The sequence below is a fragment of the Leisingera sp. ANG49 genome, from assembly GCF_059694505.1.
In genome coordinates this window covers 51,236-71,523 of the sequence record NZ_JCATZN010000008.1, presented here as the reverse complement: position 1 = coordinate 71,523, position 20,288 = coordinate 51,236, and the positions used below count along the sequence as shown (strand labels likewise).

Here is a 20,288-nt window from a genome sequence, read left to right as displayed (position 1 = left end):
ATGGCAAGAGCGGAACGGGTGTTATTCCGACAGGAACGCCATCAGGTCCTGGCGGGCGTGCAGGATGCGGATGATATCCGGGCGTCCTTGCTCCAGACGGTAGATCACCAGATGCGCGCCCGACGGGTGGATGCGGACCGGGGGGGTGAATTCGTGCCGTTCGCGGGCCATTCCGGGGAAGTCCGTCAGCAGATCGAACAGGGCAAACAGGTTGCCGGCATAGGCGTCGGCCTGTGTTTCGCCCCAGGTTTCCAAGCCATAGCGCCAGATGGCGGCAAGGTCGGCGCGGGCGGCGGGCCGGATCCGCCAGCGCGGCTCAGCCATTGCGGCGCATGGCGGCCTTGAAACCTTCGGCTGTCAGCGTTTCCGCCGGGCCGCTGGCGAGGCCTGCGTCGATGGCGGATTGCAGTTCCGCTATGGCGGCGGTGCGGGCCTGGTCGCGGCGGATCAGGTCGCGGACATAGTCGCTGGAATTGGCATAGGTGCCGGTGCGGGCCTGTTCCTCGACCCAGTCCTTCATCTGGTCCGGCAGGGATACGTTCATGGTGGCCATGGGCGGGCTCCTTTCGCTGGGACAGGATATGGCAATCTTTGCCAATAGTGCAAGGGGAGGGGGATATGGCGGGCAGATTGCCCGCTCTACGGAAAAAGCCCGCAGCTGTTTGCTGCGGGCCTTTTGTTGTTCCTGTCCGGTTGGATCAGGCGAAAACTGCCTTGAGGCCCTTTTCCTCCAGCGGCTGGATGGTGCCGTCTTCGCTGACCGTCACCTGTTCGCCGTGGCTGAGGCTGTCGAGGCCCTTGCAGGCCACCAGCATCAGCACGTCCTTTTCGCGGGCGACGATGGCCATGTGGCTGAGCCAGCCGCCGACCTCGCTGAGCACCGCGCCGGAGCGCTGGACCCATGGCAGCCAGGCCGGGTTGACCATGCGGCAGACCAGGATGTCGCCGTCCTGGAAGTCTGCAAAGGCGGCGGCGTCGATGCAGCTGTCGTCCTCCATCCAGAACACCCGGGCGGTGGCGCTGCCGCTGCCCGCGACGCAGGTGCCGCCCATGGTGCCGTCGCCCGCCTGGGCCTGGGCGCCGAGCGACAGCAGCTCGCAGTTGCGCAGGGTGAGGGTGACGTCGGTCGGCGCGGATTTCTTGCGCAGGGCTTCCTTCTCTGCGCGCGCCTCTGCCAGGTCGCGCAGGGCGTCCGGGCTGGACCAGTTGCTGTCCAGAACCTCGTCGAAGGTCAGGCTGAACACCAGTTCGTCCAAACCGCTGATCTGACCCAGAGCCAGCAGGGCACGGCGCATTTCGGCGACGACGCGCAGGGCCTCGTGCTTGGCCTGTTCCTTGAGGTCCTGATAGGCGATCGCAATGCCGATGGTATCGTCCAGCTCATCCGGCAGGTTGGCCGGGACCGGCACCGCGCCGATCGGCTCCACCGTGCTGTCGAGCAGCGAATGCAGCAGCGCCGGCGCCTCGGCGTAGCGGGGCGAAGACAGCTCGTAGTCGAAGATCGAGCGGTGGCCCATCAGCGTCATGGCGCGCATCCGGGCATCCTTGCCGGTGCAGGAGGCCAGCAGGCTGGAGGGCGCGTTGGGCAGCTCCGCGTGCATCAGGTGCGCGCGCAGGGCCGGGTCGCCGGCGGCTGCGGTGCCGGCCTCGCCCATGGTGAAGCCTGCCAGGATGTTGATCTTCTCGGCTTCCAGATAGACCTCGCGGATGAACATGTCCTTGAGGGTGGAGATCGCCTCCAACAGCTTGTCCTGGGGCAGGGCGGTGTAGTCCACGGCCTGCCAGATCGCCAGCTTGTTCTTCAACTCCGGCATCACCTGGCCGCGGAAGCGGGTGATCATCGGATGCGCCTGCTTGCGCAGCTGCTTGGCCTTGGCGGCGCTGAGTTTCAAAGTCATGCCCTGTTTCAGCGCCACATCGACGTAGGTCTTGCCGAACAGGTTGACCAAGTGGCCGTCGCGCCCCTCGGGCAGGCCGTAGGGCACGCCCAGCTCGCGGCAGGCCAGGTCGACGCTGCCACCCGGCGCCCACAGCTCGCTCATCAGCGAGAAGGAGAGCGGGGTGGGGCGGGGCAGCACCTCGGACATCTCGTCCTGCTCCAGGATGGTCTGCTCCGGGGCGGCGTCCGCGTAGCGGTCCAGCAGGCCGCGCCATTCGGCCAGGCGGGTCTGCTCCTGCTCGGTGCCAAGGCTCAGCGTGGTGATGTCGCGGCTTTGCACGATCTGGAATTCACCGTTCGCATAGGCCCATTCGACGTCCTGCGGGCAGCCGAAGGTTTCCTCGATCTGTTTTCCAAGCGCCAGCAGCGGTGCCATGTCCAGGGTCTGGTCCTGGTCCTCGGACGCCGGCAGGCCGGTGTAGCGGCCAAAGCGCAAGGAGGTCGGGGTGACGCGGCCGGAGACCAGGTCTTCGCCGCAGCCTTCGACCCACTCGATCATCGCCATGCCGGGGGCCATCGGGTCCTGGGTGAAGAGGACGCCTGCGTATTCCGCCTGCACCATTTCCTGCACCACGATGTTGCCCTGGTCGGTGCTGTCGCCCTCGCCGGAGTAGCTGGCGGCGCGTTCTGAGGAGAAGCTCTCCACTACTTCATCCAGGGCGGCGCGCATGGTGTCTGCGGTCACGTCCAGCACCGATTCAAAGACGCCGGCAAAGCTCTGGTCGGCGCCGTCCTCGTTGCTGGCGGAGGAGCGCACGGCGACCGGTTTGCCGCCTGCAAGGGAAAAGACCTGCGCTGCAAAGGCGTCTTTCCTGGCATCGGGCATTTCGCGGTAATCGTGGATTGCGTCGGAGCGGACAATCACGCCGCCGGGAACGGGCAGGCCCGCGTTGCGCAGGATCGACAGGCGCAGGGCCTTGTTGCCGGCATGCTCCAGCTCTTCGGTGTAGCCCATCGGGATCACGCCGCGCGGCAGCTTGGCGAGGCGGCGCTTGTGGGCGCGCAAGGCAAATGCTTCGCCCAGCTTACGGTGCATACCGGTCACATAGGCGCGCTGCACCAGCAGCAGCGTCAGGCTGAAGCAGAGATAGGCATTGGCGGCAGCTGTCAGGGTGAACACCATCGCAAAGAGCGCAGGCATGCCGAGCACCATCCACAGGGTTTTCTGGCGCTTGGTTTTGGCCACGGCCCAGAGCAGGTAAACGGCGGCCAGGGCGCAGAACAGTACCGGCATGATGAACAGCGGGTCGGCTGCGCCGAGGTCGGCCATCCACAGGAACGGGGTCTGCAGGCTGGCGCTGGCCTCCTGCGCCGCAGAGACGCCCAGCATCATCACTGGCAGGAACAGCAGCGCGGTGAGGTTCTTCATCGGCGTCAGGCCCTTGTCCTTGTAGAACGCCTGCACCGCGCGCGCCTTGCGCACCGGGTCGTGGGCCAGTTTCGCCTTCAGCGCCTTCATCTCATCCGCCGTTTCATTGGTGATGATCTGGTCGCGCTCTGACTTCAGCGCCACCGGCAGCACCAGAATGCGGGTCACGATCGACAGCGCCAGGAGGCCCAGCAGGATATGGCTGCGCTCATGCACCCACAAGAGGGCGGCTGCCAGCGCCGAGATCGCCTTGTCCCAGAGGCCGGTCTGCTGGTCTGCCAGCCATTCCTGCACATGCGGCTTGGGCTTGGGCGCGACGAAATATTCCCAGGGCAGGGTGTAGCGGCCGCGGAAGTCGATGCCCTTCTGCGACAGCTCCAGCCCCAGCACCTGGCTCATGAAGCAGCTGCGGCGGTCATAGCAGGCGGCAATGGTGGGCTTGTCCGGGTCCAGCTGCGCGATGCGGTCCATCAGGTCCGCGGTGGTCATCTTGCGGATCGGGATGTTGACAGCGCCGGGCAGGTGGCCGGCCTCGAAATCGCCGGGGTAGCGGGTGTCGACGATCTGCAGGTCCTCGGTGGTCAGCAGCGTCTCGAAATCAGCGGTGCTGAGCAGCACGTCCTTGCCCGGGTATTCCGGGATCGCGCGCAGGTCTGACAGCGTCTTCACGTCCTTGTCGGAGAAATCGCGGCCCTCGACGATCCATTTCTCGATGCCGCCCGCAATGAAGCTGCAGTCGATGCCCATCGCCGCCAGCTTGGCGCAGGTTTCCGAGGAGCGGTTGCCGTTGTGGCAGAACAGCACGACCTTCTGGCCCGGCTGCACCGGGCGGGTCTCCAGGAAGTCCGGGAAGCGGATATGGGTGGCGCCGGGCAGGGTGCCCATGGCGTTCTCGCCGGTTTCGCGGATGTCGTAGAACAGGGTGGAGCCGTCCTGCAGCGCGGCGGCGGCGTCAGCCGTGCTCATCGCCAGCGGGTGGTCTTCCTGCTTGGAGAAGCTGGTTTCCTTGAGCGAGGCGTCCTTGATGGTGGTGCCGTCAAACTGCGCCGGCCGCGTCAAAGTGGCCTGCAGCCTTGCCAGCTCAGCCTGCGCATGCGAGGAATATTGCCAATAGTTACCGGCTGCCAGCGCCATGGCTGCCAGAACAAGAACGGATATCAGCTTGACCGGGTAGCGGCGCGGCGGGTTGCCCGGCTTGGGGGTAAAACCCAGTTTCGCCGCGATGACAGCGCCCAGACCGGAAATCATGGCAATTCCCACAGCCAGAACCTGGGACAAAGAGGAAACCGAGCCGATCACCAGCTCTGGCGAGGGAATGGCAAAGGCCGCAACAGGGAGCACTGACAAAAGCGAAGTGAGCACAATGGTTTGTGCTGAAAGTCGGAGGGACCGGGTGGTCCAGGAGGGCAATAGGGTAGTCTTCACGGTGGTTCCTGTCGGGCCAGCTGAGTCTGATATTCCGAAATTAAGGCGAATTTACCTAAAAGATTACGAAAACCTTACTGAAGGGTTAATATAGAGGCCGGAGAATAAAAGAACCGCAAAATTTTTCCGAGAATTGCAGGTGCGTTAACATTGTATTCTTATCTATGTGCCATGTAACCAAGGGGCGCGGCCTGCCTGCCGTGCCAGCCGATGTCAGTCAGGAGGCTAGACTCGTGAAACTGTTTGAGTGGACCTTTGGTATCATTGAACTTTCCCGGAAACGGCTGAGGCACGCTGTCCCCGGTGCGGTTCTGGCTGCCTGGCTTGCGGCGCTGCTGCCCGCTGCCGGATTGGCCGGCACAGACCTGGTTTTCGGCACCTATGCAGCGGATAAACCAACCGCAACGGTCAAAAAATACCAGCCCTTTCTATCCTTTCTTTCCAAGCGGATGAGCGAGGAGCTGGGGGAACCGGTCACGATCCGGCTGAAGATCGCCAAGGAATACGAAGAAGGCATCCGCCAGCTGGCTGACGGCGAGGTGGACTTCTCCAGATTCGGCCCGGCTTCCTATGTGCATGTGATGAAGGAAAACCCGGGGATCCGGATCATTGCGATGGAATCCCAGAACGGCCAGAAGCGGTTCAAAGGGGTCATCGTGGTCCATTCAGACAGTACCGTTCAATCGGTTGCGGACCTGGCCGGTCTCAGCTTTGCCTTCGGCGACGAACTGTCGACCATCGGCCGCTACTTGTCGCAGGAATACCTGCTGGATGCGGGCATCAGCAGTGCCGATCTGCTGGAATTCGCCTATCTCGGCCGCCACGATCTGGTTGGCGAGGCTGTGGGCGCGGGCAGGTACACCGCGGGGGCGCTGAAGGAAAGCACCTACAAGAAACTGGTGGCCAAGGGCGTGCCGATCCGGGTGCTGGCGTCTTTTGACAATGTGACCAAGCCCTGGCTGGCGTCGCCGGATATGCCGGAACAGGTGCTGGAGGCGATGCGCAAGGTGATGCTGTCCTCGGAGAACGAGGAGATCGTGCGCCGGATTTCGAAGAATGGCTTCCTGCTGGGGGAAGATCAGGATTATGACATTATTCGCCGGGCGATGGAGCGCAGCCTGGCCTTTTAGGGCGCCGCGTTGACACCATGAAACGTACAAGCATCCTTTTCCAGATCGTGCTGTCTCTGCTGCTGGCGGCTTCGGCGGTCGGCTTTGTGGTCGGCGATCTGGCGCAGCGCCAGGAGGCGCGGCGGCTGGAAGAGCAGCTGGCCGAGCAGGCGGACCTCACGGTGTCGCTGCTGAGCGGGCTGATGCTGGAATCGATCATTGTCGAAGATGTGCCGGTGCTGGAAACCGGCCTGATCGAGGCGGTCACCCGCAAGCCGCAAATCGTCTCCATCCAGATTCGGAGCCCGGCAGGCAAACTGCTGGCGTCGGCCGAAGCGCCCGGTGCGCCGCCCGAAGGCGGCCGGGTGATGTATGAGCGCCCGATCGAGCTGGAGGGGGCTGTTTTCGGCACCATGGTGGTCGAATGGTCGACCCGGGACGGCGAGGCGCTGGTCGCCGCTTCGGTCCGCCAGATCATCATCTGGACGGTGGTGCCGGTGCTGGTGCTGTCGCTCATGGTGCTGTTGCTGGTGCATGGGCTGGCGCTGCGTCCGCTGCAGATGATCCACAAGCGGATGTCGGATGCGATTTCCGGCCTGCGCAGCCCGGCGCAAAGGCTGCCCTGGTACGCCTCCCGCGAGTTCCGGGCGCTGGATTTCTCAGTCGGGGTGCTGGAGGAGACCTTTGCCGAGCGCGACGAGCGCGAGTTTGCGATGGAGCAGGCCCGCGAAGCGGCGGATATCGCCAACCGGGCGAAGTCGGAATTCCTTGCCAATATGAGCCATGAGATCCGCACCCCGATGAACGGGGTGATCGGCATGGCGGAGCTGCTGCAGGACACCGAGCTGGACGATGACCAGCGGATGTATGCCGGGACCATTGCCAAGTCCGGCTCGGCGCTGCTGACGATTATCAATGATATCCTGAATTTCTCCAAGATCGAGGCCGGCAAGGTCGAGTTCAGCATCGCCCCCTTCAATCTTCAGACCGCGGTTGAGGACGTGGTGACCCTGCTGTCGCCGAAGGCGGCGGAGAAGGGGGTGGAGATCACCATGCGCTACGATCCGGCTTTGCCCGAAATCTTCGAGGGCGATGCCGGCCGGATCCGCCAGGTGATCACCAATGTGGCCGGCAATGCGGTGAAATTCACCCGCGAAGGATATGTCTACATCGAGGTGACCGGGGAGGCGCAGGAGTCGGGCAGCCACCTGCTGAAGCTGCAAGTGCGCGACACCGGGATCGGCATCGAGCCGGATCGCATCGGCAAGATCTTCCGCGCTTTCGAGCAGGCCGACAACGCCGCCACCCGGAACTTCGAAGGCACCGGCCTGGGGCTGGCGATCTCGTCCCGGCTGCTGTCGCTGATGGGCGGATCAGTGCAGGTGGAATCGGCGCCGGGCAAAGGATCGGTCTTCACCATCACGCTGCCGCTGCGGCCCGGCAGCGCGTCGGCGGCAGCGCCGCAGCGCAGCCCGCAGAACTTTGCCGGGCTGCACTGTCTGCTGGTGGACGACCTGGAGCTGAACCGGGTGATCCTGTCGGAACGGCTGAGCGCCTGGGGCGTGTCCTGCACGCTGGCGGCCTCGGCGCATGAGGGGCTGGAAATCCTGGCCGATGCGCAGCTGGACGGGCGCCGGTTCGACTTTGTCATTCTCGATTTCCAGATGCCGGCCATGGACGGGCGCGCCCTGGCGGCGCGGATCCGGGCGATGCCGGGGTTTGAATCTGTGCCGCTGGTCATCCTGTCGTCGGTGGAGCACGCGCTGACCCGGGCCGATTGCGAGGGTATCGGGGCCTGCGAATTCGCGCTGAAGCCGGTAAGGGCAGTGCAGCTGCGGCAGGTGCTCGACCGGGTGCTGAGCCTGCCGCCGGGGCAGGCGGAGGCTGATGCCGGACGGAAGAACGGTATTGAGGCGCCAAGCCGCCGCCTGAAACTGCTGCTGGCGGAGGACAACCGCACCAATCAGCTGGTGGTCACCAAGATGCTGAAGGACGCGCAGCTGGACATCAGAATTGCCAGGAACGGCATCGAGGCGGTTGCGCAGTTCCAGGACGCCCGGCCGGATATCGTGCTGATGGACATGATGATGCCGGAGATGGACGGGCTGGAGGCCACCGCCGAAATGCGCCGGATCGAGGCGGATAGCGGCAGCGGCAAATGCCCGATTGTGGCGCTCACCGCCAATGCGCTGCAGACCCACCGGGAAAAGTGCCTGCAGGCGGGGATGGATGATTTCCTGAGCAAGCCGATCAACAAGAAGGCGCTGACCGAGGCGATCAGCAAGTGGACCGGCACCCCGGACCTGCAGCGCACCGGCAGTTGAACAGGCCGGCCGCGGGCGCAGGGAGCTTCGAGGGGACGGATAGAAAACGCCCGCTGCGGTCTTCCGTCGGGCGGTCAGCCGCGGCGGCGGTGAAACAGCAGCCCGGTCAGGCTGGACGCGGCAAACAGCCCGGCTGCCAGGCAGACGATGCTGGGGCCTGCGGGCGTATCCAGCGCAAAGGCCAGCTGCAGCCCGCCGGTGGCGGCCAGCATGCCCAGAAGCGCGGCAATGACTGCCATCCGTTCAGGCGTCGCGGCAAAGGCGCGGGCGGCGGCGGCCGGGATCAGCAGCATCGCGGCAATCAGCAGCACGCCCACCACTTTGATCGCCACCGCCACCACCAGCGCCAGCGCGATGGTCAGCACCATCTGCTCGCGCCGGGGGTCGATGCCGGCGGCATGGGCCAGGTCCGGGTTCAGGGTGGCGGTCAGCAGCGCGGACCAGCGCCACCACAGCAGCGCCAGAACCAGCACGGCACCGCCCCAGATGACGACGAGATCGCCGCGCCCCACCGCCAGAATATCGCCGAACAGATAGGCCATCAGATCGATCCGCACCCCTTGCAGGAAGGAGACGGCAACCAGGCCGAAGGCGAGGGAGGAATGCGCCAGCACCCCCAGAAGCGTGTCCATCGCATAGCCGCGTCCGGCCAGCGCCGAGACGGTGGTGGCCATTGCCAGCGCGGTCGCCAGCACGCCGGCAAAGACCGAGACATCAAAGCTGAGCGCCAGCGCCACGCCGAGGATCGAGGCATGGGCGGTGGCGTCGCCGAAATAGGCCATCCGGCGCCAGACCACGAAACAGCCGAGCGGCGCCGCAGCCAGCGCCACGCCGATGCCCGCCAGCGCGGCGCGGATCAGGAAGTCGTCGAGCAAGGTCATTCCGCCGCCTCGTGATGATGGTTGTGGCTGCAGTCGTGGTCATGGCTGTGATTGTGCTCATGCCGGTAAAGCGCCAGGGCGCCCTGGGTGCCGGTGCCGAACAGGGCGCGGTATTCGGGGGCGGAGGCGACATGCTCCGGCGCGCCCTCGCAGCAGACATGGCCATTGAGGCAGATCACCCGGTCGGAGGCCGCCATCACCACATGCAGCTCGTGGCTGACCATCAGCACCGCACAGCCAAGCTCCTGCCGGACCTTTTCAATGCGCTGGTAAAAGGCGGCGGAGCCGGGCTGATCCAGGCCTTGGGTGGCTTCGTCCAGGATCAGCAGCTGAGGATTGCTGAGAAGCGCGCGCGCTAGCAGCACCCGCTGGAATTGGCCGCCCGACAGGCCGGACATCTGCCGCGCCGCCAGACCGCCGGCGCCGGCCTGCTCCAGCGCCTCAGCGGCGCGGGCGTCGGACACCCGGTCCGGCAGGCTGAGGAAACGGCGCACGGTCAGCGGCAAAGTGGGGTCGATGTGCAGTTTCTGCGGCACATAGCCGATCCGCAGCCCGGGGGCGCGCCGGACAGTGCCGCGCGACGGCTTCTGCGCGCCGATCACACTGCGCAGAAGGGTGGACTTGCCGGAGCCGTTGGGGCCGACCACGGTGACGATCTCGCTGGGGGCGATCGCCAGGCTGACACCGGACAGCACTGTGTTGCCGCCATGCGCGACGGTGAGGCCGTCCAAGGTAATCAGGCTGCTCATGCGGCGGGCTTCCCTTGGCATTTGGGGCACAGCCCCTCAGCCTCGATCACCGCGCGCTCAATCATGAAACCGGCGTCGCGGGCGGCCTGGCCGAGCTGGCCCTGGGTGGGTTCGCGCTGCGCCTCCGCCACTGCGTCGCAGGCGCGGCAGATCAGGAACACCGGCGCGTGGCTCTCGCCCGGGTGGGTGCAGGCAATGAAGGCATTGAGCCGCTCGATCTTGTGGGCGAAGCCGTTTTTCACCAGGAAATCCAGCGCCCGGTAGGCAACGGGGGGCTGCGAGCCGAGGCCCTCTTCGCGCAGCCGGTCGAGGATTTCGTAAGCTCCCAGGGCGCGGTGCTCCTGCAGCAGGATCTCCAGCACCCGGCGGCGCACGGGGGTGAACTGCAGCCCGTTGCTCCGGCAATAGGCATCCACTGCTGCTATGCCGTCGTGAATGCAGCTGCTGTGATCATGCGGTTCGAATCCGATGGAATCCATGGGGCGAGGTCTCCGGGCACGGGCGGGATTGGCTCTTGATATGTAATGTTATGACGTTTATCAACCCGGGCGAATGTTATAAAGTTACATCGGAGGATGACATGCGGAACGCGGTTGCGGTTGCGGCGCTTTTGGCAGGAACCGGGGCGGCCTGGGCAGAGGTGCCCAAGGTGGCGGCGGATATTGCGCCGGTGCACGGCCTGGTGGCGCGGGTGATGCAGGGGCTGGGCGAGCCGGCCCTGGTGGTGCCGCCGGGCGCCTCGCCGCATGGCTATTCGATGCGTCCCTCTGAGGCGCGGGCGCTGGATCAGGCGGATGTGGTGTTCTGGCTGGGGGAAGCTCTGACCCCTTGGCTGGAGGGGCCGCTGGAAGAACTGGCCGGCGGCGCGCACCGGATCGAGCTGCTGGAAAGTGAAGGCACCACGGTTCTGCCGTTCCGTGAAGGAGCCCGGTTTGAGGCGCACGATCATGGCGATCATGAGGGTCACGATGACCATGACGATCACGGCCACGAGGAGCACGCCGAAGGCCATGATGATCATGGGGATCACGATGATCATGCGGCCGAAGGTCATGATGACCATGACGGCCATGATCATGCAGAGCATGCCGAAGAAGGCGGGCACGGCGAACATGAGGGCCATGAGGATCACGCGGATGCGCATGGGCATCACCACGAGGGCGCCGATCCGCATGCCTGGCTGCTGCCGGCCAATGCCCAGGCCTGGCTGGATGTGATTGCCGAAGAACTGGCAGAGCATGATCCGGACAACGCTGCCGCCTACAAGGCCAATGCCGAGGCCGGCAAGCAGGAGATTGCAGACGCTGTGGCCGGCATCTCTGCCCGGCTGGAACCGTTCCGGGCCAAGCAGTTCATCGTGTTCCACGATGCCTATCAGTATTTCGAGCGCGGTTTTGGCCTGAATGCAGCGGGTGCGATTTCGATCAGCGACGCCGCCAAGCCGAGCCCGGCGCGGGTTGCCGAGGTGCGTGACGTTGTGAAGGAGTTGAACGTCACCTGCGTGTTCTCCGAGCCGCAATTCAACCCGGGGCTGGTCGCCACGGTGCTGGACGGCACCGGTGCGGGTACGGCGGTGCTGGATCCGCTGGGCGCCGAACTGGCGCCGGGGCCGCAGTTCTATCCGGCGCTGCTGCAGGAGATCGGTGCGGCGATTGCCGGTTGCGAGTGAGAGAGGGGCGGGCCGTTCGGTCCGCCTTTTTCATCTGTTGCTGATCAGATGGGTGAGCGTCGCGCCGGTCTCGTAGTAGGCGCTGCGCAGGCCCGCAAAGGGGATCGCGTGATCGCGCACCGGCGGAACCGGCAGGCAGGATTGGTCACCGCTCAGCAGCGCCTCTGCCATGGCGGTCCCGAACAGGGTGCCGGGACCGATGCCGCGGCCGGAATAGCCGAAACAGGCCAAGCCGCCGTCCAGATCCAGGATCTTGGGCAGGTGTTCGGTGGTCATGGCGATGCGGCCGTGCCAGTGGCTGTGGAGCCTCGCATCCTTCAATTCGGGGTATAGCGCGGCCAGCTTGCGGGGCAGCCAGCTGCGGTGCAGCGCGCTGCCGATATGGTTGAGCGCGCCCATGCCGCCGATCACCAGCCGCCCGGCCTGATCCAGCCGCCACGACGACATCACCAGCGCGGTGTCCCAGCAGCCTTCCTTGCCCGGCAGGATTTTCTCCAGCAGGGGTGCGGGCAGCGGATCGGTGGCGGCTTGAAAATAATGCACCGGGATCACCTGCGGCGCGTCATAGCCGGTGATTTCGCGGGCGTAGGCGTTGGTTGCCATGATCAGATGCCTGGCGCGGAAGCTGCCCTTGGGGGTGGTGACCTGCCAGCTGCCGCCGCTGCGGGAAATGCCGGTGGCAGGCGTGCCGCTGTGCAGCTGCGCCCCGGCAGCGGCGGCGGCGCGGGCGAGGCCGCGCACATAGGCCAGCGGCTGGATGGTCCCGGCGCGTGGATCGAACAGGGCGCCGTGCACGGCCTCGGATCCGGTGCGCTGAATGGCTTCCTCGCGCGACAGCAGCTCCACCGGCGCGCCGATGGCGGTGAGCTGGGCGTGGCGCCGCTGCAGGTCTTTCAGGCCGCCGGGCGCATGGGCGCAGTGCAGGGTGCCGCTGCGCTCCGGCTCGCATCGGATAGTGTGCTTTTCGATCAGTGAGAACACCATCCCGGGCGCGCGTGCCAGCAGGGAAGAAAGGCGGCTGCCGGTCTCCGGCCCCAACTCGGCGTTGATGTCTTCGGGTGGCAGCCAGAGGCCCGCATTGGCCAGCCCCACATTGCGGCCGGAGCCGCCGCAGCCGATCACCTCCGCCTCGATCAGGCGGACCGAGGCGCCCAGTTCCGCGGCTTTAAGCGCGGCGGAGCAGCCGGTGTAGCCGCCGCCGATCACCACCAGATCGGCCTCAGCCTCCCCGGTGAGTTCCGGGAAGGCGGGGTTTTCCTGGCAGGTTTGGTGCCAGAGGCTGGACGCCAGATCAGATGTCAAACTTGATCCCCTGAGCAAGCGGCAGCTCGCGCGAATAGTTCACGGTGTTGGTCTGCCGGCGCATGTACCCTTTCCAGGCGTCGGAGCCGCTTTCGCGGCCGCCGCCCGTCTCCTTCTCGCCCCCGAACGCGCCGCCGATTTCAGCGCCGGAGGGGCCGATGTTCACGTTGGCAATACCGCAGTCGGAGCCCGCTGCCGAGAGGAAATATTCGGTTTCGCGCACGTCGGTGGAGAAGATGCAGGAGCTGAGGCCCTGGGGCACTTCGTTCTGCATTTCAATGGCTTGGTCGAGACCCGCGTATTTCACCACATAGAGGATCGGGGCGAAGGTTTCGGTGTGCATGATCTCTGTCTGGGCGGGCATCTCGACGATGGCGGGATGCACATAGGCCGCGTTGGCGAAGCTGTCCGTCAGGGCGCGGGCGCCGCCATGCACGGTGCCGCCTTCGCCCTGGGCGCGCTCCAGCGCCCGCAGCATCGAATCCATGGCGTGGCGGTCGATCAGCGGGCCGACCAGGGTGCCGTCTGCCAACGGGTCGCCGATCGGCAGGCCCTCATAGGCCTTGATCAGGCGCGGGATCAGCGCGTCATAGATATCCTCGTGCACGATCAGGCGGCGCAGGGAGGTGCAGCGCTGGCCGGCGGTGCCGACAGCGGAGAACACGATGGCGCGCAGGGCCATTTCCAGATCGGCCGACGGCGCCACGATCATCGCGTTGTTGCCACCCAGTTCCAGAATGGTACGGCCGAGGCGTTTCGACATGTCGGAGGACACCGCCTTGCCCATCGGGACAGAGCCGGTGGCGGAGATGATGGCAACGTCCATGGAGGCGGTAAGGGCCTCGCCCAGGTCACGCTCGCCGATCAGCACCTGGATCAGGCCGTCGGGCGCGTCATCGCCAAAGGCTGCCATGGCGCGTTCGCAGATCTTCTGCACCGCCAGCGCGGTGAGCGGGGTTTTCTCCGACGGTTTCCAGATCACCGGATCGCCGCAGACCAGCGCCAGCGCGGCGTTCCAGCACCAGGGCGCAACCGGGAAGTTGAAGGCGGTGATGATGCCGCAGGTGCCCATCGGGTGCCAGCTCTCGCGCATCGCGTGGCCGGGGCGTTCGGAGGCGATGGTGAGGCCGTAAAGCTGGCGCGACAGGCCCACCGCGAAGTCGCAGATGTCGATCATCTCCTGCACTTCGCCAAGGCCCTCCTGGTAGATCTTGCCGCATTCCAGGGTGACGAGGCGGCCCAGGTTTTCCTTTTCCTTGCGCAGCTCGTCGCCCAGCAGCCGCACCAGCTCGCCGCGGCGCGGGGCAGGGATCAGGCGCCAGGACTTGAAGGCCTGTTTGGCGGCGGCGATTTGCGTCTCGGCCTCAGCCGCGCTGTGGGTTTTCAGGCGGGCGATTTCGCTGCCGTCGACCGGCGTGGTGACAGTCAGGCTGCCGCCGGTGAGTTCGGCTTGGGTCAGGCCGGCAGCGGCGAGGATGTCGGAATGGGGCATATCAGCGTCCTTTCGGTGCGAGGGCAGGGCATGAGGAAAACTTTAGGGTGGTTTCCCGCGAAGTCCCGCCGGGCGTAGGTCTGATATAGAAATTGCACCTGGCGGACCGGATTGCTAATGAAAGTAAATCCTGCAGCCATGAGTTATGATCATATGATTGCGCCGCGCCGTTTTTTGCCCTCGATCCCCTCTCTGCTGGCGCTGGAGGCGGTGGACCGGCTCGGCAGCGCCTCTGCCGCGGCGGAGGACCTGTCGCTGACGCAAAGCGCCATCAGCCGCCAGCTGAAGCAGCTGGAGGAGCAGATGGGGGTGGACCTGATTGCCCGCGACCAGATGCGGATGCAGCTGACGCCGGCGGGGACGGGCTTTGCCAAGGAGGCGAGGGCGATCCTGACCCGGCTGGCGCAGGCCTCTGTCAAGCTGCGGGCCAATCCGGACGGCGGCAGCTTTACCCTCTCGATCTTGCCGTCCTTTGGCCTCCATTGGCTGGCGCCGCGGCTCAAGGAATTTGCCGCCTCGCATCCCGGGATCACGGTGAACCTGCACACCCACAATCTGCCGTTCAGCTTTGACACCGGCTCTGCGCAGGCGGCGATCCACTACGGCACGCGCGACTGGCCGGGGGTGGAGTATCTGCCCCTGATGCCGAAACACGTGCTGCCGGTCTGCGCGCCGGGGCTGATGGACGGGCCGGTGGCCAGCCCGGCAGAGCTGCTGAACTATCCGCTGTTGCATCTGGAGACCCATCCCGACTGCTGGGAGCAATGGTTTCATCTGCACGACGTTCCGGCGGCCAAGCTGCGGGGGATGCTGTTTGACCAGTCCTCCGCCATGACGCAGGGGGCGGTGCATGGGCTGGGGGTGGCCTTGCTGCCGGATTTCCTAGCGGAGAATGAGATCGCGCAGGGGCGGCTGGCGCTGGCGATGGAGGGGGCTGCGGTGAGCCTGGGCGAATATTTCCTGGTCTGGCCCGCGGACCACGCGGAGGAATATCCGCTGATCAAGTTCCGCGAATGGCTGCTGATGCAGCTGGAGGAGGTTTGAGATGCGCCTGCCAAGCCTGACACATCTGCGCTGTTTCGAAAGCGCTGCGCGGCACCAGAGTTTCACCGCTGCGGGGGAGGAGCTGGGGCTGACCCAGAGCGCGGTCAGCAAGAAGGTGAAGGAGCTGGAGGCGGACCTTGGCTTCGACCTGTTCCAGCGGGCCGGGCGCGGCGTGGTTCTGACGCCCGCGGGGCAGGGGCTGGCGGCGGATCTGGAGCTGGATCTGGCGGGGCTGCGGGCAACGCTGCAGAAGGCCGCCGCCGCCGGGGCCGGGCGCTCGGCTTTGCGGATCGCGGTGCTGCCGGCCTTTGCCAACCTGTGGCTGATCCCGCGGCTGCCGGATTTCTTTCAGCGCCATCCGGAGGTGGAGCTGAGCTTCTCCACCCGGCTGGAGCCGTTTGATTTTGCCCGCGAAAACTTCGACCTGGCGGTGCATTACGGGCTCGACAATTGGCCCGGCACCCATATGGCGCCGCTGTTCGGGGAGGAGATGGTGCCGGTCTGCGCGCCGGGGTTCTATGCCGCCCATCAGCTGGAGCTGGCGGCCAATCTGGCACAGGCGCCGCTGTTGCATCTGGAAAGCCGTGCGGGGTCCTGGGCGGAGTGGTTCGAGCGCGCAGGGCTGGCGGGCGCGCCGCGGCAGGACGGGCGTTATTTCGACCAGCACTCGATGGTGATTGCGGCGGCGGCGGCGGGGCTGGGGGCGGCGATTGTGCCCTATGACATGGTGGCGCGGGAGATTGCGGGCGGCGATCTGCTGCGCATCCCGGGGCCGGAGCTGGTGTCGCGCAAGCGCTACTACCTGGTGCGCCCGCACGGGCCGGTGCCGGAGGCTGTGCAGAAGCTGGAAAGCTGGATGCGCAAGCAATTGCGGACCAGGCCGGAATGAGAGCTATTGCCTGGCCGAAGGCCGGGCAGCGCCGGTCCCGCCCCCGTCAAACCGAAGGTTTGCCTCCGGCAAAACGGCGGCGGGCGCTTCACGCCCTCCCCGTGCGGAACGGGCGCTGCCCTCCGTTTTGATGTTCTAGCCATGACCAGCAGGAATGGGTGCCGTCGAAACCGGCTGGTTTTTCCACCCGCACGGATGCTGCAAGCTGGCTATGCCAATACCAGCAGGGAGCCTCCGCCATGGCCGAATTCCGCCGCGCCCGCCGTCTTGACCCGCTTGAGGTCTCTGAAATCCTCACCATCGGCGCCAAGGCGGCGGAGATGAAGCGCCAGGGCGCGCCGGTGATCATCCTGGGCGCAGGCGAGCCGGATTTCGACACGCCGGACCACATCAAGGAGGCCGCGGCTGCGGCGATGCGGGCGGGGGAGACCAAATACACCCCGCTCGGCGGCACGCTGGCGCTGCGGCAGGCGATCCAGGCGAAGTTCAAGCGCGACAACGGGCTGGACTATGCGCTGGACGAGATCATCGCCGGCACCGGCGCCAAGGAGATCCTGTTCGATGCCTTCATGGCCAGCCTCAACCCCGGCGATGAGGTGATTGTGCCCACGCCCTACTGGACGTCCTACTCCGACATCATCCGCATTGCCGGGGGCGAGCCGGTGCTGGTGCCCTGCGGTGATGATACCGGTTTCCGGCTGACGGCGGAGAAGCTGGAGGCGGCGATCACCCCGCGCACCCGATGGCTGCTGCTGAACTCGCCCTCGAACCCGGCGGGGGCAGCGTATAGCGCCGCGGATTACCACCCGCTGCTGGAGGTGCTGCTGCGGCATCCGGATGTCTGGCTGATGGCCGATGACATGTATGAGCACATCACCTATGGCGGCTTTGAATTCGCCACGTCGGCGCAAGTGGAGCCGCGGCTGAAGGATCGGGTGCTGACGGTCAACGGCGTCTCCAAGGCCTATGCGATGACCGGCTGGCGGCTGGGTTATGCGGGCGGACCGAAGGCGCTGATAGATGCGATGAAAGTGGTGCAGTCGCAATCGACCTCGCATCCCTCGTCGATTTCGCAGGCAGCCGCGGCGGCGGCGCTGAACGGCCCGCAGGAGGTGCTGGCGGAGCGACGGGCCAGCTTTCAGGCGCGGCGCGATCTGGTGGTGGAGGCACTAAACGGCATGGAAGGGATCACCTGCCCGGTGCCGGAGGGGGCGTTTTACACATTCGCCAATTGCGCAGGGCTCCTGGGCAAGCGCACCCCGGAGGGCAGGGTGCTGGAGACGGATGCGGATTTCTGCGCCTATCTGCTGGACCAGCATCATGTGGCGGTGGTGCCGGGCCGCGCCTTCGGCATCTCGCCCTATTTCCGGATTTCCTATGCCACCTCCGAGGCGGAGCTGCGCGAGGCACTGACCCGGATCGGCCGGGCGGTGGCGGCACTGACCTAGGCCTGCGCCATTGACGGCTGGCGCCGGCTTCTGGCGCTGGACCAGGCCTGCACCAGCTGGCGCTGCAGGGCGGCAGCAGCAAGACCCAGGGCGATGCCGCCGAAGATCGCCAGCGTATCGTTCAGCGGGCTGCGGCCCTCCATCCCGATCATCGGCATCAGCAGCTCCGGCACAAACCGGTGCAGCAGGTAGATCGGGAAGGCGGCCTGCGCCAGCCGCATCAGCGGGCGGGCGGCAAACCGCGGCACCGGCAGGCGGGTGATGAACAGCAGCCCGGCAATCAGCGCCAAGAGCCACATGTATTTGATCCAGCCGCCGTACCAGTTGCCGCCAAGATAGGCGGCGGCGGGCATGATCACGCAGGCCGCTGCCAGCACCAGCAGCCGCTGCCCCGGCGTGCTGGCGGCGGTGATGCACCAGCCCAGGGCAAACAGGTAGAACACCCAGGGCACGGTGAACTGCGCCCGGCCGCCGATCTGCCAGACTTCCGGTGCCACCGGGCGGATGGCAACGGCAAACGCCAGGAAGCAGAGGCCCGCGCGGTAGGCGCCCTGCTGCACCAGCCAGTGCCGCACCGGCGGCAGGGCAAAGGGTAGCGCCACCAGCAGGGTCATCTGCAGATAGGCCTCGATGAACCAATAGAGATACGGCAGCATCAGATGGGTTTCGGGGGTGGTCAGGGCAAAGTTGCCCGCCAGCAAGAGCGAGGCCCAGGGCACCTGCTCCCACGCCACGGCATAGCCTGCGAGGATCAGGTAATAGGGGATCAGCACCGCGGCGACAGGTTTGAAGAAACTGCGCATATCGCCGGATTTCAGCGCTTCCCAGCGGAAGCCTGCAACGCTCATCCCCATCAGGATCACCATCGCCGCGGCGCCGCCGAAGACCGGCCAGAAGGTCTGATGCGCCACCACCACCGCCAGGATGGCGACCACCCGGGCCACCAGATCAAAGGGCAGGCTGGCGGCAGGCGCCGGGGCGGCCTGCTCCAGATCCTTGACCGGCATGTCTTCCCAGCCTGCCGGGGCGCCGCCCAGGGCTTCGTCGAGCGCCAGCGACAGCTCCACATGGCGCAGCGAGTCGCCGCCGAGCGAGGCAAAGCTGTCGTTGCGGCCCACGGTCTGTGGGGCAAAGGCGGCCTGGAAGGCGGCCAGAACGCCCTTGGCGGGCTTGGGCTTGGCGGATTGCGCCTTCAGCGCCGGGTAGTCGATCTTGCCATTGGCGCGCCGCGGCAGGGATGTGCGCGGCAGCACCGTGAAATGCTGCTGGCCGACGCCGGTCAGCTTGGCAGCCAGCGCAGCAATGCCGTCCTCCGCACCGCAGATGGCAATCGAGATACGGGTGTCATCGCCCCAGACCGCAGCCTCATGCCCCTGGGCGGCCAGGGCACGCTCGATGGCGTCATGGCCGATGCGCAGGCCCGCGATCTTGGACATGCGTGAGAGCCGCCCGGTGATGTGATAGAGCCCGTTTGCATCGCGCCGGGCAAGGTCGCCGGTGGCAAGTTCAGTAAGCTCCGCACCTTTGGCCAGATCGGCGCTGTCCTCGGCATAGCCCATCATCACGTTCGGGCCCCGGTAGACCAGCTCGCCTTCGCCTTCGGGCGCGGTGACTTCGTTGCCGCCTGCATCGCGCAGCAGCAATTGGCCGCCGGGGACGGCGCGGCCTGCGGCCCCGGAATGATCCAAAGCCTGTTCAGGCGGCAGGTAGCTGATCCGCGCGGTGGCCTCGGTCTGGCCGTACATGACGAAGAACCGGCCGGCACGGGCCTGCATCCGGGCGGCCCAGCTGCGTACGTGTTCCGCCTCCATCGCGCCGCCCGCAACGGTAAGGGTCTTGAGGCTTTCCGGCAGCGCCTGGGACAGGCCCGCGCTGTCCAGCAGCCGGAAGTGATGCGGCACGCCGGCCAGGCTGGTGGCGCCGGAGGCCGCCAGCATATCGGCAAAGCCTGGATCCAGAACCGAGCCGGGGGCCAGCCAAAGGCTGGCACCGGCGGCGAGATGCGAGTGCAGCACCGACAGGCCGTAGGAATAATGCAGCGGCAGGATCAGCGCGGCGCGGTCCTGGGGCTGGATCTCCAGATACTCCGCAATGGCGAGGGCGTTGCTGTCCACGGCCGTCGAGGACAGGCGCACCCCGCGCCCGTGGCCGGTGCTGCCGGAGGTTTGCAGCAGCAGGGCAAGATCCGGGTGGATGTCCGCCGGTTCATGCGCATGGTTGAGCAGCTGCCAGGTCCCGCCAATGCAGCGGAAGCTGGCGGCGGTGCGGAAGCGGTCTGTCAGGCTGTCTGCGGTGGTGTCATCCCCGGCGGGCAGCGGCATCACGGCATGGCCGGCGGCCAGCGCGCCAAGATAGGCGGAGATGGCTTGCGGATCGCTCGCGGCTTCAACTGCTATAAGCCGCCGCTCCTGCGGCAGCTGGCGGGCAAACTGTTCGGCGGCATCTGCCAGCGCGGCATATGTCAGCTCCGTTCCGTCCGCCGAAATCAGGCAAGGACGGGCGCCGAACGCGCGCAATTTGGCCAGGTCAAAAAACATCCGCAACTCCTTCGAGCGCGGCGGGTATTATAATTTACTAATTTTGTCAATTATTGCCAGGCGGCTTGTTGCCGTCTTTTTCGAGCAAGCAGGAGCGCAGTTTGCGAAGAG

Annotated in this window: 15 protein-coding genes; 6 read left to right on the top strand and 9 right to left on the bottom strand. The window is 66.1% G+C overall.

Going from position 1 to position 20,288, the window contains the following annotated elements; genetic code table 11:
- Nucleotides 1–21: 21 nt before the first annotated feature.
- The 3 genes from AC58NV_RS20440 to AC58NV_RS20430 form a co-directional block, all read right to left on the bottom strand.
- Nucleotides 22–324, bottom strand: coding sequence for a type II toxin-antitoxin system RelE/ParE family toxin (locus AC58NV_RS20440; RefSeq protein ID WP_497228777.1), 303 nt, complete (start codon nucleotides 322–324; stop codon nucleotides 22–24).
- The gene (locus tag AC58NV_RS20435; RefSeq protein WP_366662947.1) at nucleotides 317–553 is read right to left on the bottom strand and encodes a type II toxin-antitoxin system ParD family antitoxin; all 237 of its coding nucleotides are present in this window, start codon (nucleotides 551–553) and stop codon (nucleotides 317–319) included. Before AC58NV_RS20435 ends, AC58NV_RS20440 begins: the two co-directional genes overlap by 8 nt.
- A 145-nt stretch (nucleotides 554–698) precedes the next feature.
- Nucleotides 699–4,556, bottom strand: coding sequence for a PEP/pyruvate-binding domain-containing protein (locus tag AC58NV_RS20430; RefSeq protein WP_497228818.1), 3,858 nt, complete (start codon nucleotides 4,554–4,556; stop codon nucleotides 699–701).
- A 410-nt stretch (nucleotides 4,557–4,966) separates the two neighbouring features.
- Between AC58NV_RS20430 and AC58NV_RS20425 the strand changes: the two genes are divergently transcribed.
- Nucleotides 4,967–5,863 (top strand): PhnD/SsuA/transferrin family substrate-binding protein, encoded by an 897-nt coding sequence (locus AC58NV_RS20425; protein WP_497228776.1) that lies wholly within the window; start codon nucleotides 4,967–4,969, stop codon nucleotides 5,861–5,863.
- A 17-nt stretch (nucleotides 5,864–5,880) separates the two neighbouring features.
- Nucleotides 5,881–8,166, top strand: a complete 2,286-nt coding sequence (locus AC58NV_RS20420) for a response regulator (protein ID WP_497228775.1) — start codon at nucleotides 5,881–5,883, stop codon at nucleotides 8,164–8,166.
- 74 nt (nucleotides 8,167–8,240) lie between these two features.
- Here AC58NV_RS20420 and AC58NV_RS20415 read toward each other — a convergent pair whose 3' ends face one another.
- Genes AC58NV_RS20415 through AC58NV_RS20405 form a run of 3 tightly spaced genes read right to left on the bottom strand, consistent with a single transcriptional unit; the run spans nucleotide 8,241 to nucleotide 10,275 of the window.
- Nucleotides 8,241–9,047 (bottom strand): metal ABC transporter permease, encoded by an 807-nt coding sequence (locus AC58NV_RS20415; protein ID WP_497228774.1) that lies wholly within the window; start codon nucleotides 9,045–9,047, stop codon nucleotides 8,241–8,243.
- On the bottom strand, nucleotides 9,044–9,796 hold the full coding sequence (locus AC58NV_RS20410) for an ATP-binding cassette domain-containing protein (RefSeq protein ID WP_497228773.1): 753 nt from the start codon (nucleotides 9,794–9,796) through the stop codon (nucleotides 9,044–9,046). The genes AC58NV_RS20415 and AC58NV_RS20410 overlap by 4 nt, the downstream gene beginning before the upstream one ends.
- A complete protein-coding gene (locus AC58NV_RS20405; RefSeq protein ID WP_497228772.1) occupies nucleotides 9,793–10,275 on the bottom strand; it encodes a Fur family transcriptional regulator in 483 nt (160 codons plus the stop codon). Before AC58NV_RS20405 ends, AC58NV_RS20410 begins: the two co-directional genes overlap by 4 nt.
- 101 nt (nucleotides 10,276–10,376) lie before the next feature.
- On the opposite strand from AC58NV_RS20405, the gene AC58NV_RS20400 reads away from it, so the two are divergent.
- Nucleotides 10,377–11,465, top strand: coding sequence for a zinc ABC transporter substrate-binding protein (locus tag AC58NV_RS20400; protein WP_497228771.1), 1,089 nt, complete (start codon nucleotides 10,377–10,379; stop codon nucleotides 11,463–11,465).
- Nucleotides 11,466–11,495: 30 nt separating this feature from the next.
- On the opposite strand, the gene AC58NV_RS20395 is transcribed toward AC58NV_RS20400, so the two are convergent.
- Nucleotides 11,496–12,767, bottom strand: a complete 1,272-nt coding sequence (locus tag AC58NV_RS20395; protein WP_497228770.1) for an NAD(P)/FAD-dependent oxidoreductase — start codon at nucleotides 12,765–12,767, stop codon at nucleotides 11,496–11,498.
- A complete protein-coding gene (gene amaB, locus AC58NV_RS20390) occupies nucleotides 12,757–14,259 on the bottom strand; it encodes an L-piperidine-6-carboxylate dehydrogenase (protein ID WP_497228769.1) in 1,503 nt (500 codons plus the stop codon). The genes AC58NV_RS20395 and amaB overlap by 11 nt, the downstream gene beginning before the upstream one ends.
- 138 nt (nucleotides 14,260–14,397) lie before the next feature.
- Here amaB and AC58NV_RS20385 point away from each other — a divergent pair, with 138 nt between their 5' ends.
- The 3 genes from AC58NV_RS20385 to AC58NV_RS20375 all read left to right on the top strand — a co-directional run bounded on the left by AC58NV_RS20385 (nucleotide 14,398) and on the right by AC58NV_RS20375 (nucleotide 17,640).
- Nucleotides 14,398–15,303, top strand: coding sequence for a LysR substrate-binding domain-containing protein (locus AC58NV_RS20385; RefSeq protein WP_497228768.1), 906 nt, complete (start codon nucleotides 14,398–14,400; stop codon nucleotides 15,301–15,303).
- A gap of 1 nt (nucleotide 15,304) precedes the next feature.
- A complete protein-coding gene (locus tag AC58NV_RS20380) occupies nucleotides 15,305–16,192 on the top strand; it encodes a LysR substrate-binding domain-containing protein (RefSeq protein ID WP_497228767.1) in 888 nt (295 codons plus the stop codon).
- Between the two features lie 239 nt (nucleotides 16,193–16,431).
- Nucleotides 16,432–17,640, top strand: a complete 1,209-nt coding sequence (locus tag AC58NV_RS20375; RefSeq protein WP_497228766.1) for a pyridoxal phosphate-dependent aminotransferase — start codon at nucleotides 16,432–16,434, stop codon at nucleotides 17,638–17,640.
- On the opposite strand, the gene AC58NV_RS20370 is transcribed toward AC58NV_RS20375, so the two are convergent.
- Complete coding sequence (locus AC58NV_RS20370; protein WP_497228765.1) at nucleotides 17,637–20,177, bottom strand: AMP-binding protein; 2,541 nt, start codon at nucleotides 20,175–20,177, stop codon at nucleotides 17,637–17,639. The genes AC58NV_RS20375 and AC58NV_RS20370 overlap by 4 nt on opposite strands.
- Between the last annotated feature and the right edge of the window lie 111 nt (nucleotides 20,178–20,288).